Here is a 14,932-nt window from a genome sequence, read left to right as displayed (position 1 = left end):
GTCACGGCCCGGTGAGGGCGCGGCGGCGGCGCTTGGCGACGGGCAGCAGGAGCGGGGTCAGCAGCGCCAGCAGCACCACGACCCAGAGGAACACCGTGATGGGCGAGGACAGCAGGATCGACGGGTCGCCCTCGGAGAGCGTGAGCGCGCGGCGCAGCTGCTGCTCGGCGAGCGGGCCGAGGATCAGCCCGACCACGGCGGGCGCCACCGGCACCCCCGCCGTGCGCATCAGCAGCCCGAGCAGGCCGAGCCCGCACAGCACCAGCAGGTCGACGGTGGTGCCGCCGGCCGCGAACGCCCCGAGCGTCGCGAACACCAGCACGCCCGCGTAGATGCCGTACGCCGGGATCTCGAGCAGCCGGGCCCAGATCCGCACGAGCGGCAGGTTGAGCACCAGCAGCATCACGTTGCCGACGTACAGGCTCGCGATGAGCGTCCAGACCAGCGCGCCGGACTCGGTGAAGAGCTGCGGGCCCGGCTGCAGCCCGTAGGACTGGAATGCCGTGAGGATCACCGCGGCGGTGGCCGACGTGGGCAGCCCGATCGTGAGCAGCGGCACCAGCACGCCGGCCGCGGCCGCGTTGTTGGCGGCCTCCGGCCCGGCGACGCCCTCGATCGCGCCCTTCCCGAACTCCTCGGGGTGGCGGGACAGGCGCTTCTCCGCGGCGTAGGACAGGAAGGTCGGCACCTCGGCACCGCCCGCGGGCAGGCTCCCGATCGGGAACCCGAACACGGTGCCGCGCAGCCACGCGGGCCAGGAGCGCCGGAAGTCGGAGCGGGACAGCACGGCCGGCCCGCGCAGCGGCTCGACGGTGGAGTGCCCGGTGCCGGTGAGCAGGTGCCCGAACGCCTCGGACAGCGCGAAGAGCGCCACCACCACGATCACGACGTCGATGCCGTCGAGCAGGGCGTCGATGCCGAAGGTGAGCCGGGGCTGCCCGGTCTGCGCGTCGATGCCGATCAACCCGATCGTGACGCCGACGAGCAGGCTCGCGAAGCCCTTCAGCAGGTTGGGGCCGAGCAGCGCGCTGACCGTCACGAACGCGACGGCCATCAGCGCGACGTACTCCGGCGGGCCGAAGTCGGTGGCGAAGTCGGCCACGACGGGCGCGAGGAACGTGAGCGCGACGGTGCCGATCGTGCCGGCCACGAAGCTGCCCAGTGCCGCGGTGGCCAGCGCCGCGGCCGCCCGCCCGGCGCGCGCCATCTTGTTGCCCTCGAGCGCCGAGATCATGGAGGCGCTCTCGCCGGGCGTGTTGAGCAGGATCGACGTGGTCGACCCGCCGTACATCCCGCCGTAGTAGATGCCGGCGAACATGATCAGGGCGCTGGAGGGCTCCAGCCGGAACGTGATCGGGAGCAGCAGCGCGACGGTGAGCGCGGGGCCGATGCCGGGCAGCACGCCCACGGCGGTGCCGATCGTGACGCCGAGGAACGCCCACAGCAGGTGTTCGGGGGTCAGCGCGCCGGCGAAGCCCTCGAGGAGGAGGGACACCTGATCCATCAGAACCCCCAGGGGCCGGCGGGCAGCGTGAGCCCGATCAGGCGGTCGAACACCAGGAACACGACGGCGGACAGGGCCCAGCCCCAGGCGAGCACCCGCCAGTCGCGCGGGGCGTCGAGCAGCAGTGCCGCGGCGGCGAAGAGCGCGGTGGCCGTGACGACGTAGCCCAGGAGCGGCAGGAGCAGCGCGAACCCGACCAGCGCCGCGACGAGCCCGAGCACGCGCAGCCCGGCCCGGGACTGCCACGGCTCGCCGGCTCCGGCGAGCGGGAGCTTGCGGCGGGCGTCGACCAGCAGCAACGCGCCCACCACGCCGAGCGCCACGCCGACCGGCAGCGGCACGGCGGCGGGTCCGACCACGGCCGAGGTGGCCGGTAGCCGCACGGCGTCGACGATCACGAGCACGGCGGCGACCAGCAGCAGCGCGCCGAACGCGGCCGTCGCGAGCACGGTGTGCCGGTCGGCCCGGACCGGCTGATCCTCGTCGGCCATCACTTGCCCCCCAACCCGATCTGCGAGAGCACCCGTGACACCCGCTCCTGCTCGGACTTCACGAACTCCTCGAACTCCGGACCGGCGAGCAGGGCATCGCCCCACCCGCGCTTGGCGAGCGCATCGCGCCAGGAGTCGGTGTGCGCCATCCGGACGATCATGTCCTCGAGCGCCTGTTCCTGCTGGTCGGAGATGCCGGCGGGGGCGACGATCCCGCGCCAGTTCTCGACGACGACGTCCAGCCCCGACTCCTTCAGCGACGGCACGTCGGGCAGCGACGGCAGGCGCTCCGCGCTCGACACGGCGAGCGCGCGCACCGTGCCGGCCTGGATCTGCGGTTCGATCTCCGAGAGCCCGAAGATCCCGATCGTCGACCGCCCGGACAGGACGGTGGTGAGTGCCTCGCCGCCGCCGGAGTGGGCGACGTAGCTGACCTTCGCGGGGTCGGCCCCGACGGCCTGCGCGAACAGCCCGGCCATGATCTGCTCGACGCCACCGGCGGACCCACCGGAGATCGAGACCGCTGCGACGTCGGCCTGCATCGCCGAGACCAGGCCGGGCACGTCGGTGAGCGGGGAGTCGGCGGCGACCACCACGACCTGGTAGTCGGTGGTGAGGCGCGCGAGCGGGGTCGTGTCGGCGAGCGAGTGCGGCGAGCCGTTGGCGACGACGGCACCCATCATGATCAGCCCGGTCGTCATCAGCTCGGCCGGGTCGCCTTCGTGGCGGACGAACTGGCTGAGCCCGATCGTGCCGCCGGCACCGGCGACGTTGTAGACCTCCGTGCGCCCCACGACCTCGCGCAGGGCCTTCTGCATCTCGCGCGAGGTCTGGTCCCAGCCCCCGCCGGGCGCGGCCGGGGCCATGATCCGCAGCTGCTCGTCGCCGAGCACGTCCGCCAGCTCACCGCCCCGGCTCTCGGCGGGCGCGGTGAGCACGACCGCGGCCGTCGCCGCGACCGCCGCCGCGAGCGCGACCACCCCGCTGCGTCCCAGGCGCTTTCGAGGAGCCCGCTCCTCCGTCGTTCCGGATGCGGTCGTTCCGGATGGCTCCATCACCGGTCCCCCGTCGCGCGCTCGACCGTACTGTCGACCGCTGTATACAGTGATGTGCACGGACTGACAAGCGGAGGGCGCATGCACGAGGAGATGGACGTCGACGTCGTCGTGGTGGGCGGTGGCAACGCCGGGTTCACCGCCGCGCACGCCGCGGCCGAACGAGGCCGGCGAGTGCTGGTGCTGGAGAAGGGCGAACCGGCGCAGGCCGGCGGCAACAGCTACTTCACGGCCGGGGCCATCCGGATCGCGCACGGCGGGCTCGCCGACGTGTCCGACCTGCTCGACGCCGACGAGCGGCACGGGGTCAGCGTCCTGCCGCCGTACCCGGCCGAGGAGTTCACCGCCGACATCGCGAAGGTGACCGGCGGCCGCAACGACCCCGTGCTCACCGAGGTGCTGGTGGGCGAGAGCCAGGACGCGGTCCGCTGGTTGCACGGCAAGGGGCTGCGCTACCGGCTGATGTACGAGCGGCAGGCGTACCCGGACGCGCAGGGGCGGCAGGTGTTCTGGGGCGGGCTCGCGGTGGGCAGCACCGGGGGCGGCAAGGGCCTGATCGAGCAGCACACCGCGGCGGCGGAGAAGGCCGGCGTCGAGATCCGCTACGGCACCCGCGCCCTCGACCTGCTGCCCGACGGCCCCGGCGTCACCTGGCGGGACGCCGAGGGACACACCGGCACCGTCCGCGCCGAGTCCGTGGTGCTCGCCGCCGGTGGCTTCGAGGCCGACCGCGACCTGCGCCGACGCCATCTCGGCGAGGACTGGGGCCGGGCCAAGGTGCGCGGCACCCCGCTCAACACCGGCGACATGCTGACCGCGGCCCTCGCCGCCGGCGCCGCGCCGTACGGCGACTGGGGCAGCTGCCACAGCGTGGCCTGGGACGCCTGGTTCCCCGGCAACGAGGGCGATCGGGAACTGACGAACCAGCTCACCCGCAGCGGCTACCCGCTGGGGATCATGGTCAACAAGCGCGGGGAGCGGTTCGTCGACGAGGGCGCCGACTTCCGCAACTACACGTACGCCGAGTACGGCGCCCGGATCCTCGCCCAGCCCGACGGGCTCGCGTTCCAGGTCTTCGACGCCACCACCCGCCCGCAGCTGCGCGTCGAGGAGTACGACATGCCTGGCGCGTCGGTCGTCACCGGCTCCACCCTCGCCGAGCTCGCGGCCGGGATGGGCGTCGACGCCGCGGCGCTCACCCGCACCGTGGAGGGGTTCAACCTTGGCGTCGACCGGGACGTCCCGCTCGACCTCGCCGTCAAGGACGGCCGGAGCGCCCACGTCGAACCGCCGAAGTCGAACTGGGCGATCCCGTGCGAGACCCCGCCGTACTACGCCTTCCCCGTGACCTGCGGGATCACGTTCACGTTCGGCGGGCTGCGCGCCGATGTCTCCGGCCGGGTGCTCGACGCCGCGGGCGCGCCGCTGCCCGGCCTGTTCGTCTGCGGCGAGATGCTGGGCGGGCTGTTCAGCGGCAACTACCCGGGCGGCAGCGGGCTCACCTCGGGCGTGGTGTTCGGGCGCCGCGCGGGAATGCTGGCGTAATGGGATGTCACCCGGAGCGGGTGGGCCGAACGGCCCGTTCGCTCGCACCTGACGCGCGAGGGTGCCGTTCGCTCCCCCGATCCCGCATCGGTGGGCACTGAATGACGGGGACGGACGCGCAGACCGTCTACGAGGACCTGCGCGGGCAGATCCTGTCCGGCGCGCTCCCGCCGGGCACGCCGCTGCGGGAGATCGCGCTGGCCGAGCGGTTCGGCGTGTCCCGCACGCCGGTGCGGGAGGCGCTGAGCCGCCTGCAGCAGGACCGCCTGCTCGCGCCCGGCGGCCGCGGCATGCAGGTGCGCTCGATCGACCCGCACGAGGTGGTGCAGGTCTACGACATGCGCGTGCTGCTGGAGGCCGAGGCCGCGGGGCAGGCGGCGCACAGCCGCGGCGACGCCGACCTGATGCGCCTGGAGGGCCTCCTCGCCCGCGACCGGGCCCTCACCGACCTCGACGACGCCACCCGCACCCGCACCAACCTCGAGTTCCACTCCGCGATCTGGGAGGCCACGCACAACCCGGTGCTGCTGGACCTGCTGGAGCGCCTGTCCATCCACCTCGTGCACGCCCCGCGGTCGACCCTCTCGGTCGGCGACCGGTGGTCCACCGCGCTCGACGAGCACGCCCGGCTCGTCGCGGCGGTGCGCGGGCGTGACGAGCAGGCGGCGCGGGAGATCGCCCGGCAGCACATGACCACCGCGCGGGAGATCCGGCTGGCCCTGCTGCGGGAGGCGGCCGCCACACCGGCACCGTGACCCGCCGTCTTGTCGTTGACAAGACAGGTCGTCCTCATGCATCTTGTCAGTGTCAATTTGTCACTGCCAAGACCGGAGTACGTCATGGAACCACTGATCACCCTCGTCGCCGTCACCGCGCTCCTGCTCGGCGCGGGCGCGCTCGGGGTGCGCGCCCTGCGACCGTGGCCGGTCGCGCTCCGCGGAGGCCTGGCGGCGATGTTCACGCTCACCGGCGTCGTGCACTTCGTCGGGATGCGTCAGGAGCTGGTCGCGATGGTTCCGCCTGCGCTGCCGGCGCCCGAGCTCCTCGTGACGATCACGGGGGTCCTGGAGCTCGCCGGCGCGGCCGGGCTGCTGCTCCCCCGCCTCGCGCCCTGGGCAGCGGGCGGGCTGACCGTGCTGCTCGTCGTCATGTTCCCGGCGAACGTCCACGCGGCGCTGGAGGGCACCGACACCCCACTGCTGCCCCGCACCGCCATGCAGGTGCTGTTCCTCGCGGCGACGCTCGCCGTGGTCGCGCACCACGCGCGGGCACTCCGCTCACCCGCACCGGCGTCGTGACGTCCGAGGCCGGGATCGCTCGGCGGCGTCCGAGCAGGTGACAGCGCCTCGCACACCAACTTTGGCGCTCACACACCAACTGCAGTTGCTGTGCCGGCACCACGGTTGGTGTGTGACCGCCGTTCAGGCCGCCCCGCGCAGAACGGGACGGTCCGCCTCGGGGTGCGGAGGCGGTGGCTCGAGGGGACCGACGGCCAGCAGCGGTACGGAGCCGCCCGGCGCCGGACGCTCGCGATGATCGACCCGCTGGGGCGTACTCAGGAGCTTGGCCTCCAGCCGCTGCAGCAGCAGCGTCGCCAGCAAGACGGCGACCGGCACCCCGAGCGAGATCCACACGCGGGTCGGCTACCCCGTCAGGCGGTACCGGTACACGAAACGCCGGATACCCCGCCCGAACGGGCTACATCCGCCCCCTCTCGCTCACGATCCGTAGCAGCTCGTGCACCACACCGGTCACGCGCCGCGTCGCCATGGCGCAGGAGCGCCCGATACGGTGCCGGGATGACCGACAGCGACCCCAGCCGCGGTGACCCCGCGGACGCCATGACGCTGACCGCGAAGCGCGTCGGCTCGGCGGCCGTGGTCACGGTGACCGGCGAGCTGGACCTGCTCACCGCGCGCGAGCTGATGACGACGGTCGACGAGACGCTGCAGTGGCCGGACCTCACCGGCGTCGTCGTGGACCTGACGGCGGTGAGCTTCCTCGGCTCCTCCGGACTCGGGACCCTCGCCGAGCTGGCCACCCGTACCACCGCGCCCGCCGGCAGCGGCGGCTACCGATCCCGGCCGCCCGAGCCCCTCCCCCCGCTGCGCCTCGTGGCGCCACCCGGCAACAGCGCCGTCCTGCGCCCGTGGGAGACGATGAACCTGCAGCAGATCCTGCAGTTGCACCCCGACCTGGACAGCGCCCTCCTCAGCCTCTGAGACCGCATCCCCATCCGAGGACAGGAGATCCGTGGCCCGCGCCGATCTGCCCCTTGACGAGCTCGTCGCCTACCGCCCCGACGTCCGCGAACCCGACGACTTCGACGCGTTCTGGACGCGGACCCTCGACGAGGCCCGCGGCCACGACCTGGACGTCCGGTCCGAGGAGGTGGACACGCCCTACCGCACGGTCACGGTCCGGGACGTGGCCTTCAGCGGGTTCGGTGGCGACCGCATCGGCGCCTGGTTCACGGTGCCCCGCGGCGAGAACGGTCCCCTTCCCGCCGTCGTCGAGTTCATCGGCTACAACGGGGGCCGCGACCTGCCGGGCGAGTCGCTGCGCTGGGCGAGCGCCGGCTACGCCCACCTGCTCGTGGACACCCGCGGGCAGGGCGCCCGTTGGGGCGCGGGTGGGCGCACCGCCGATCCGCACGGTTCGGGCCCCGCCACGCCGGGCTTCATGACCCGCGGCATCGACGACCCGGACACCTACTTCTACCGGCGGGTGTTCACCGACGCCGTGCGCGCCGTCGAGGCCGTGCGCACGCTGCCCGGCGTCGACGCCGGGCGCGTGTCGGTGCAGGGGGCCAGCCAGGGCGGCGGGATCACGCTCGCCGTGGCCGGGCTGGTGCCGGACGTCGCGGCCGCGCTGCCCGACGTCCCGTTCCTCTGCCATTTCACCCGCGCGCTCGACATCTGCGACAAGGACCCGTTCGCCGAGCTCACCCGTTACCTCGCGGTGCACCGGGCGCGGGTGGACGACGTGCTGCACACCCTCTCGTACTTCGACGCGGTGAACTTCGCGAAGCGCGCCACGGCGCCGAGCCTGTTCTCGGTGGCGCTGATGGACCTGATCTGCCCGCCCTCCACGGTGTACGCCGCGTACAACAACTACGGCGGCACCAGCAAGGACATCGAGGTCTACCGCTTCAACGACCACGAGGGCGGCGAGTCCTACCAGCGGCAGGCCCAGATCCGCTGGCTGGACGAGCTCCTCGGTCGATAGGCCGGGTCAGGGGCGCTCGCACACCAACTTCTGCCGTCACACACCAACTGCAGTTGGTGTGGCGGCACCGGAGTTGGTGTGTGACCCCGCGGCGGCCGTCGGCTGCGTCCGGGCGTGCCGGGAGAGCGCGTACGCCACCCCCACGGCGGCGAGGAGCGGCACCAGCCCGCAGAAGGCCATGCCGACGCGGGCGCCGAAGGCGTCGGTGATCCAGCCGACCACGGGACCGCCGAGCGGGGTGCCGCCGACGAACGCGAGCATGTAGATGCTCATCACGCGGCCGCGGACGTCACCGTCCACCCAGGACTGCACCGACGAGTTCGCCATCGCCTGGAACGCGAGGTTCACCATGCCCATCGCCACCAGCGCCGCGAGGAAGACGCCCAGCCCGGGGGCGAGCGCCGCCGCGAGCTGCGCGGCGCCGAACGCGGCCCCGGCGAGGACGATCGTGCGCAGCCGGGGGTGCGTGCGCCCGCCCGCGATCAGCGCGCCGGCCACCGACCCGACGGCGATCACGACGTTGAAGAGCCCGTAGAGCTGCGCCCCGGTGACGGTCGAGCCGGCGAACTCCTGGTCCGCCATGGCCGTGAGCACCACCGGGAACTTGAGCCCGAACGTGCCGATCAGGCCGACGAGCACGATCGTCCACGCGACGTGCGGGCGCTCGGCCACGTACCGCAGCGCCACGCGCAGCTGCCCGGGCGCCCGCTCCAGCGGGGGCGTCCGGATCAGGTCGGCGGAGCGGATGAGCATCAGGCCGGTGAGCGGGGCGATGTAGGACACGGCGTTCGCGGCGAACGCCCACCCCGACCCGACCGTGGCGATCATGATGCCGGCCACCGCCGGCCCGATCAGGCGGCTGGTCTGGAACACCGCGGCGTTCAGCGCGATGGCGTTGCGCACGTACCGTTCCGGCACGACCTCGTTGACGAAGACCTGGCGCGTCGGGTTGTCGACCACGAACACGAGGCCCGCGGCGAGCGCGAACAGGTAGACGTACTCCACCCGGATCTGCCCGGAGATGGTCAGGGCGGCGAGCACGGCGCTCAGGAGCCCGAACAGGCTCTGGGTGATCATCAGGATGATCCGCTTCGGGTAGCGGTCGGCGATCATCCCGCCGTACATGCCGAGCAGCAGCATCGGGAGGAACTGGCAGGCCATCGTGATGCCCACCGCGGCCGGGCTCCCGCTGAGCTCGAGGACGAGCCATTCCAGGGCGATGTTCTGCATCCACGTGCCGGTGCTGGCGACCGCGTGAGCGCTGACGTAGATCCGGAAGTTGGGGACGCGCAACGCGGCGAATGTGCTGGCGCGGCGAGGAGTGGAATCGATGGTGGATGTGGTCCCGCTCACGGGTATGTCGGCCGCAGCCGTTGTCACGGATAACCCTTCGTAGTTCTCGCAGAAATCCGTACCTCAGTGTCCCCCGCAAGCAGCGTATTGTGAACGACGATCAGCCGACTAACTGTTATCACGGAGCAATATGGCACAGATGATCTACGACCCCGCCCAGCTCCAGACGTTCCTCGCCGTGGCCCAGACCCGCAGCTTCACCCAGGCCGCGGCGCGGCTCGGCATCCGCCAGCCCACGGTCAGCCAGCACATCCGCAAGCTCGAGGACGCCACCGGGCGCGTGCTCGTGCACCGCGACACGCACACCGTCGCCATGACCCCCGACGGCGAGGCCATGATCGGATTCGCCCGCTCCATCCTCGCGGCCCACGAGCAGGCCGCCGTCTTCTTCAACGAGGAGCGCCCGCACGGGCGGCTCCGGATCGGGATGTCCGACGACCTCGCGCTCACCCGGCTGCCGCACATCCTGCGTGACTTCCGCCGCGACAACCCGCTCGTCGACCTCGACCTGTCCATCGACCAGAGCGGTTCTCTGCATCGCAGGCTCGAGAACGACCGGCTCGACCTGTTCGTGGGGAAGCGCCCGCGCGGCGAGCCACGGGGTCAGCTCGTGAAGCGCGACCGACTCGTGTGGGTGGGCACCGCATCCACGCGGCTGGACGCGAGCAAACCGCTCCCCCTGGTCGTGTACCCGAACCCCAGCCTGTCCCGATCCGCCATGGAGAACGCCCTGCAGCGGGCCGACATCACATACCGCCCCGCGTGCGTCTGCCGCGGCGTCAACGGCCTGATCGGGGCGGTCGCGGCGGGCATCGGGATCTCGGCGCTGGCCAGCAGCCTGGTGCCCGTACAGCTCACCCCGCTCGGCCCGCAGCACCGCCTGCCCGAGCTCGGCTACCTCGACCTGGTGCTGCTGACCAACCCGCGGACCGAGGGACGCCCGGCCACGAAGGCGCTCGCGGCCGCCGTGCTCGCGAGCGGGCCCACGAGCCTCTCGACCGGCATGATCGCCCCATGATCGACCACCTCGTCCTCGCCACCCCCGACCTCGACGCCACCGTCGCCGCGCTGGCCGGCCGCGGGCTCGTGACGAGCCCCGGCGGCGCGCACGACGGGGTGGGCACCCGCAACGCGCTCGCCGACCTCGGTGCGGGCTCCTACCTCGAGGTGATCGGCCCGGACGCGGACCAGCCCGCACCCGCGCAGCCGCGGCCGTTCGGCGTCGACGGGCTCAGCGCGCCCCGCCTGGCCGCCTGGGCGGTGCGGGTCGCGGACCTCGACGCGGACGTCGCCACCGCCCGTTCCCGCGGGTACGACCCCGGGGCGGCCCGGGACATGGCGCGCCTGCGCGGCGACGGGGTGCGGCTGGCGTGGCGGCTCACGCCGCCGCCGGGCACCGTGCCCGAGGTGGTGCCGTTCGTCATCGCGTGGGGCGACACCGAGCACCCGAGCCGTTCCGCCGCCCGCGGTGCGCGGTTGCGGTCGTTCACGGCGACGCATCCCGACCCGGCCGGCGTCCGGACCCGCCTCGCGGCCCTCGGCGTCACGGATCTCCCCGTCGAGCAGGGACCGGCGCCGGCACTGCGCGCGCTGGTCGAGACGCCGTCCGGAACCGTCGAGCTCGCCTGATCAGCACCTCCGCCACCACGAGGTTGATCACCCAGCCGAGCACCTGGCCCACCGGGATCAGCGACGAGGCGGCCGCCGGTACGGCAGCCGGGGCGATCGCGCCGGTGGCCAGCCCCGTCAGCAGCACCAGCGGCACCAGGATCCGCGCGGTGACGGCGAGGAAGGTCAGCGCGTAGTTGCGCGTCATCCACGCCCGGTGCGCGGCGACGTCGCCACGGCGGATCGCGCGGACCGCCAGCGCGGCCGTCACCAGCCACCCCAGCGCCGGGATCACCAGCCCGACCTGGGTGACGATCCGGCCGGACAGGAGCGCGACCGGTACGGCCGTGACCGCCGCGGGCAGGACGCCCACCAGCAGGTAGGTCCGCCCGATCCGGCGGTGCCACCGCCTGCGCGCCCGGATCGCCGGCACGAACTGCAGCGGCCCGAGCACCAGCGCGACGGTCGCGGTGAAGACGTGCGCGACCAGCAGGCCGTAGTGCGGCCCGCCCTCGACGTCCAGCCGGCTGGACCCGGCGTCGAGCAGCGCGTACGGCACCACCATGACCGCGCTCGCCACCACGGCGACCAGCAGCATCAGCCAGACCCGGCGCGGGCGCAGTACCTGGGCGTCCATGCGCCCGATCGTCGGCCGCGCGGGGGATGCTGTCGTCCGCTCGGGGTCGGCGGTTCGCCTACTCCCGCTGACGTACGTGACCTGGGCCATGGTCGGCTTGAGGTGAACCCGGGTCGAGGTTCGACGATCGGATCATGACGTACTCGCTGCCCGACCTGCCCTACGACTACGGCGCCCTCGCCCCGCACATCGCCGGCGAGATCATGGAGCTGCACCACTCCAAGCACCACCAGACCTACGTCGGCGCCCTCAACCAGACCCTCGACAAGCTCGCCGCCGCCCGCGACGGCGGCGACTACGGCGCCATCGTCGGCCTCGAGAAGACCCTCGCGTTCAACCTCGGCGGCCACGTCAACCACTCCACCTTCTGGCAGAACCTGTCCCCCGACGGCGGCGACAAGCCCACCGGCGAGCTCGCCGCCGCCCTCGACGAGGACTTCGGCTCCTTCGACGCATTCCGCGCCCACTTCACCGCCGCCACCACCATCCAGGGCTCCGGCTGGGCCATCCTCGGCTGGGACCAGCTGGGTCAGCGCCTGCTGGTCCACCAGCTCTACGACCAGCAGGCCAACCTCCCCGCCGGCCAGGTCCCCCTCGTCATGCTCGACATGTGGGAGCACGCCTTCTACCTGCAGTACCGCAACGTCAAGCCCGACTACGTCAAGGCCTGGTGGAACGTCGTCAACTGGGCCGACGCGGCCGACCGCTTCGCGAAGGCCCGCGGGATCTGACCGATGGCCCCGACCGGGACGGAAGCGCCGACGGACCTGCTCGCGAGCGCGTTCCGGGAATCCTTCCGCCACCACCCCACCGGCGTCGCCGTGGTCACCGCCCGCGACGGCGCCGGTGCGCCGGTGGGGCTGACGGCGTCGTCGGTGGCGTCGGTGTCGGTGACGCCGCCCGCGCTCGTCCTGTCGATCTCCCACCGGACGAGCGCGGCCGCGGCCCTGCTGGCCGCGGACTCGTTCCTCGTCCACCTGCTCGAGGCCCGCAACGTCGACCTGGCCCGGTGCTTCGCGACGTCGGGGGCGGAGCGGTTCGGCCCGGCCACCCGCTGGACCCCGCTGGCCACCGGGGAGCCGTGGCTCCCGGAGGCGCCCACGGCCCTGCGCTGCCACCCGCTGACGCGCGTGCCCGTCGGGGACGCGACGGTCGTGGTCGCCGAGGTGGTCGGGGTCCGTTCGTCCGGGCGGTCGGGCCGGCCCCTGGTCCACCACGACCGCGGTTTCCACGTCCTCGGGCCGGCGCCGACCGCCTCCTGACGACCGGGGGCGGCGCGATCGGCCCGGACGGAGGACCATCGGGGTGGAGCACCAGGAGGTTCACGTGCCGCAGGACCGACCCGGACCCGGCTCCGGGCCCTTCGACGACATCTTCGAGCGACTCATCGGCAACCTCGAGAGCACGCTCGGCGACAGCCTGGGCGGTACCGCGAGCCGGCAACCCGCCACCGGTGGGCGCACGCCCAAGCTCGACCGGTTCGGCCGCGACCTCACCGCGGACGCTGCCGCGGGTGCGCTGGACCCGGTGATCGGGCGCGACACCGAGATCGACCAGGTGCTCGAGGTGCTGGCCCGGCGCACGAAGAACAACCCGGTGCTGGTGGGTGATCCGGGCGTCGGCAAGACCGCGATCGCGGAGGGCGTCGCCCAGCGGGTGGCCGACGGCGCCGTGCCCGAGTCGCTGCGCGGCGTGCGGGTCGTGGCCCTCGATCTGGGGGGCATGGTGGCGGGCACGCGCTACCGCGGCGACTTCGAACAGCGGCTCACCGGTGTGATCGACGAGGTCGTGGCCGCGGAGCGGTCCATCGTGCTGTTCCTGGACGAGCTGCACACCGTGATCGGGGCCGGATCGGCCGAGGGTGCGCCGATGGACGCGGCCACGCTGCTCAAGCCTGCGCTCGCCCGAGGCGACCTGCGGTTGATCGGCGCCACCACCGTGCGGGAGTACCGGCGCCACATCGAGAAGGACGCCGCGCTGGAACGCCGGTTCGAGCCGGTGCCGATCGCCGAGCCCACGGTGGAGGCCACGATCGCGATCCTGCGCGGCCTGCGGGCGCGCTACGAGGAGCACCACGGCGTCCGGATCTCCGACGCGGCGGTCGTGGCCGCGGCCGAGCTCTCCGACCGTTACGTCGCCGACCGGTTCCTGCCGGACAAGGCGATCGACCTCCTGGACCGGGCGAGCTCCCGGGCCCGGATCCGCGCCGGTGAACCGGCCCCCGGCCCGGCCGATCGCGCGGGCGCGGAGGAGCTCGACCAGCTGCGGCGGGCGCGCGAGGTGGCCGTCGACGCCGACGACTTCGAGCGCGCGCACCTGCTCACCCGTGAGATCGAGGCGGCCGAGGCCGCCCTGGGCCCCGAACGGCAGAAGGCCGGCGGGACGGTGGAGATCGGCCCGGACGACGTGGCCCGCATCGTCTCCGACAGCACCGGCATCCCCGTCGCCCGGCTCACCGGCGCCGAGCGGCGCAGGCTGCTGGACCTGGAGGCGTTGCTGCACCGGCGCGTGGTCGGGCAGGACGAGGCCGTCGAGACCGTGGCCGACGCCGTGCGCGCCGGGCGGGCCGGGCTCGCCCACCCGGACCGGCCGGTCGGGTCGTTCCTGTTCCTCGGCCCCACCGGCGTGGGCAAGACCGAGCTCGCGCGGGCGCTCGCGGAGGCGCTCTTCGGCAGCGTCGATGCGCTGCTGCGGTTCGACATGAGCGAGTACGCCGACCGCGGCAGCGCCATGCGCCTGGTGGGCGCGCCGCCCGGGCACGTCGGCTACGAGGACGCGGGCCAGCTCACCGAGGCCGTGCGGCGCACCCGTTACGCCGTGCTCCTGCTCGACGAGATCGAGAAGGCGAACGCCGAGGTGATCAACACGCTGTTGCAGGTGCTCGACGCCGGCCGGCTCACCGACGCCCACGGCCGGGCCGTCGACTTCACCCACACCGTGGTGATCATGACGAGCAACCTGGGCGCCGACCGCCTGCTCGCCGCCACCGGCCGGCTCACCGACGAGGTGCGCGAGGGGGTGCTCGGCATGGCGCGCGTGCACTTCCGGCCCGAGTTCCTCAACCGGGTGGACGACATCGTGCTGTTCTCCGCCCTCGACCGCGGCGAGCTGCGCAGCATCACCGAGCTGCTGCTCGAGGGCACCGCCGATCGGCTCCGCGCGCAGGACATCGGGCTCGAGGTCACGCCCGCCGCCGTCGACCGGCTCGCCGAGCTCGGCCACCAGCCGGAGCTCGGGGCGCGCCCGCTGCGCCGCACCATCGCCCGCGAGGTCGACCGCGCCCTCTCCCGCCTGATCATCGGGGGCGAGCTCGGCCCCGGCGGCCGCGTGGTGGTGGACGTGAGCGACGGAGCGCTGGTGCTGCAGCCCCACGCGGGCTGAGCCGAGGCGTCACACACGAACTTCGGTGCTCGCACACCAACTGCAGTTGGTGTGCCGGCGCACATGTTGGTGTGTGACCGCGCGCGGCCTATATCGTTAGCATATGCAACTTTCTGTGCCGCTCTGCCCG

The 14,932-nt window shown here is 73.3% G+C and carries 16 protein-coding genes; 10 read left to right on the top strand and 6 right to left on the bottom strand.

Annotation, left to right across the window (positions count from 1 at the left end; translation table 11 throughout):
- Nucleotide 1 precedes the first annotated feature (1 nt).
- The 3 genes from ACU436_RS12425 to ACU436_RS12415 are packed head-to-tail and all read right to left on the bottom strand — an operon-like array spanning nt 2 to nt 3,050.
- Nucleotides 2-1,504, bottom strand: a complete 1,503-nt coding sequence (locus tag ACU436_RS12425) for a tripartite tricarboxylate transporter permease (protein ID WP_459024708.1) — start codon at nt 1,502-1,504, stop codon at nt 2-4.
- Nucleotides 1,504-1,995: a tripartite tricarboxylate transporter TctB family protein gene (locus ACU436_RS12420; protein ID WP_459024706.1), complete on the bottom strand. Its 492-nt coding sequence runs from the start codon at nt 1,993-1,995 to the stop codon at nt 1,504-1,506. The genes ACU436_RS12425 and ACU436_RS12420 overlap by 1 nt, the downstream gene beginning before the upstream one ends.
- A complete protein-coding gene (locus tag ACU436_RS12415) occupies nt 1,995-3,050 on the bottom strand; it encodes a Bug family tripartite tricarboxylate transporter substrate binding protein (protein ID WP_459024704.1) in 1,056 nt (351 codons plus the stop codon). Before ACU436_RS12415 ends, ACU436_RS12420 begins: the two co-directional genes overlap by 1 nt.
- Before the next feature lie 81 nt (nt 3,051-3,131).
- On the opposite strand from ACU436_RS12415, the gene tcuA reads away from it, so the two are divergent.
- The 3 genes from tcuA to ACU436_RS12400 all read left to right on the top strand — a co-directional run bounded on the left by tcuA (nt 3,132) and on the right by ACU436_RS12400 (nt 5,893).
- Nucleotides 3,132-4,595 carry an FAD-dependent tricarballylate dehydrogenase TcuA gene (tcuA, locus tag ACU436_RS12410; RefSeq protein ID WP_459024702.1) on the top strand — a complete coding sequence of 488 codons (1,464 nt, stop codon included), beginning with the start codon at nt 3,132-3,134 and terminating at the stop codon, nt 4,593-4,595.
- 101 nt (nt 4,596-4,696) lie between these two features.
- Nucleotides 4,697-5,350, top strand: coding sequence for a GntR family transcriptional regulator (locus ACU436_RS12405; protein WP_459024700.1), 654 nt, complete (start codon nt 4,697-4,699; stop codon nt 5,348-5,350).
- A gap of 84 nt (nt 5,351-5,434) precedes the next feature.
- Nucleotides 5,435-5,893, top strand: a complete 459-nt coding sequence (locus ACU436_RS12400; RefSeq protein WP_459024698.1) for a DoxX family protein — start codon at nt 5,435-5,437, stop codon at nt 5,891-5,893.
- Between the two features lie 123 nt (nt 5,894-6,016).
- On the opposite strand, the gene ACU436_RS12395 is transcribed toward ACU436_RS12400, so the two are convergent.
- Nucleotides 6,017-6,229 carry a hypothetical protein gene (locus tag ACU436_RS12395; RefSeq protein WP_459024696.1) on the bottom strand — a complete coding sequence of 71 codons (213 nt, stop codon included), beginning with the start codon at nt 6,227-6,229 and terminating at the stop codon, nt 6,017-6,019.
- A gap of 165 nt (nt 6,230-6,394) precedes the next feature.
- On the opposite strand from ACU436_RS12395, the gene ACU436_RS12390 reads away from it, so the two are divergent.
- Together ACU436_RS12390 and ACU436_RS12385 are read left to right on the top strand one after the other, a co-directional pair.
- Nucleotides 6,395-6,817 carry an STAS domain-containing protein gene (locus ACU436_RS12390; RefSeq protein ID WP_459024694.1) on the top strand — a complete coding sequence of 141 codons (423 nt, stop codon included), beginning with the start codon at nt 6,395-6,397 and terminating at the stop codon, nt 6,815-6,817.
- Between the two features lie 31 nt (nt 6,818-6,848).
- Nucleotides 6,849-7,823: an acetylxylan esterase gene (locus tag ACU436_RS12385; RefSeq protein WP_459024692.1), complete on the top strand. Its 975-nt coding sequence runs from the start codon at nt 6,849-6,851 to the stop codon at nt 7,821-7,823.
- 36 nt (nt 7,824-7,859) lie between these two features.
- On the opposite strand, the gene ACU436_RS12380 is transcribed toward ACU436_RS12385, so the two are convergent.
- Nucleotides 7,860-9,176, bottom strand: coding sequence for an MFS transporter (locus ACU436_RS12380; RefSeq protein WP_459024690.1), 1,317 nt, complete (start codon nt 9,174-9,176; stop codon nt 7,860-7,862).
- Between the two features lie 130 nt (nt 9,177-9,306).
- On the opposite strand from ACU436_RS12380, the gene ACU436_RS12375 reads away from it, so the two are divergent.
- Together ACU436_RS12375 and ACU436_RS12370 are read left to right on the top strand one after the other, a co-directional pair.
- Complete coding sequence (locus ACU436_RS12375; protein ID WP_459024688.1) at nt 9,307-10,194, top strand: LysR family transcriptional regulator; 888 nt, start codon at nt 9,307-9,309, stop codon at nt 10,192-10,194.
- Nucleotides 10,191-10,805, top strand: a complete 615-nt coding sequence (locus ACU436_RS12370) for a VOC family protein (protein WP_459024686.1) — start codon at nt 10,191-10,193, stop codon at nt 10,803-10,805. The genes ACU436_RS12375 and ACU436_RS12370 overlap by 4 nt, the downstream gene beginning before the upstream one ends.
- On the opposite strand, the gene ACU436_RS12365 is transcribed toward ACU436_RS12370, so the two are convergent.
- Nucleotides 10,720-11,421 (bottom strand): DUF2306 domain-containing protein, encoded by a 702-nt coding sequence (locus ACU436_RS12365; RefSeq protein WP_459024684.1) that lies wholly within the window; start codon nt 11,419-11,421, stop codon nt 10,720-10,722. The two genes, ACU436_RS12370 and ACU436_RS12365, sit on opposite strands and share 86 nt — an antisense overlap.
- Nucleotides 11,422-11,552: 131 nt before the next feature.
- Here ACU436_RS12365 and ACU436_RS12360 point away from each other — a divergent pair, with 131 nt between their 5' ends.
- From ACU436_RS12360 to ACU436_RS12350, 3 genes are all read left to right on the top strand, one after another.
- The gene (locus tag ACU436_RS12360; protein ID WP_459025686.1) at nt 11,553-12,152 is read left to right on the top strand and encodes a superoxide dismutase; all 600 of its coding nucleotides are present in this window, start codon (nt 11,553-11,555) and stop codon (nt 12,150-12,152) included.
- Nucleotides 12,153-12,155: 3 nt separating this feature from the next.
- A complete protein-coding gene (locus tag ACU436_RS12355; protein ID WP_459024682.1) occupies nt 12,156-12,683 on the top strand; it encodes a flavin reductase family protein in 528 nt (175 codons plus the stop codon).
- Between the two features lie 64 nt (nt 12,684-12,747).
- Nucleotides 12,748-14,802: an ATP-dependent Clp protease ATP-binding subunit gene (locus tag ACU436_RS12350; protein ID WP_459024680.1), complete on the top strand. Its 2,055-nt coding sequence runs from the start codon at nt 12,748-12,750 to the stop codon at nt 14,800-14,802.
- The last annotated feature ends 130 nt before the right edge of the window (nt 14,803-14,932 follow it).

This window comes from Pseudonocardia wallangbongensis (assembly GCF_054486945.1).
Note: the sequence above shows the minus strand (reverse complement) of the source record. Positions and strands in the feature narration are given on the sequence as shown.

Coding starts and splice junctions, on each gene's coding strand:
- ACU436_RS12420 (WP_459024706.1), bottom strand. CDS start 1,995: ATGGCCGACGAGGATCAGCCGGTCCGGGCCGACCGGCACACCGTGCTC.
- ACU436_RS12415 (WP_459024704.1), bottom strand. CDS start 3,050: ATGGAGCCATCCGGAACGACCGCATCCGGAACGACGGAGGAGCGGGCT.
- ACU436_RS12365 (WP_459024684.1), bottom strand. CDS start 11,421: ATGGACGCCCAGGTACTGCGCCCGCGCCGGGTCTGGCTGATGCTGCTG.
- ACU436_RS12375 (WP_459024688.1), top strand. CDS start 9,307: ATGGCACAGATGATCTACGACCCCGCCCAGCTCCAGACGTTCCTCGCC.
- ACU436_RS12405 (WP_459024700.1), top strand. CDS start 4,697: ATGACGGGGACGGACGCGCAGACCGTCTACGAGGACCTGCGCGGGCAG.
- ACU436_RS12400 (WP_459024698.1), top strand. CDS start 5,435: ATGGAACCACTGATCACCCTCGTCGCCGTCACCGCGCTCCTGCTCGGC.
- ACU436_RS12355 (WP_459024682.1), top strand. CDS start 12,156: ATGGCCCCGACCGGGACGGAAGCGCCGACGGACCTGCTCGCGAGCGCG.
- tcuA (WP_459024702.1), top strand. CDS start 3,132: ATGCACGAGGAGATGGACGTCGACGTCGTCGTGGTGGGCGGTGGCAAC.
- ACU436_RS12370 (WP_459024686.1), top strand. CDS start 10,191: ATGATCGACCACCTCGTCCTCGCCACCCCCGACCTCGACGCCACCGTC.
- ACU436_RS12425 (WP_459024708.1), bottom strand. CDS start 1,504: ATGGATCAGGTGTCCCTCCTCCTCGAGGGCTTCGCCGGCGCGCTGACC.
- ACU436_RS12390 (WP_459024694.1), top strand. CDS start 6,395: ATGACCGACAGCGACCCCAGCCGCGGTGACCCCGCGGACGCCATGACG.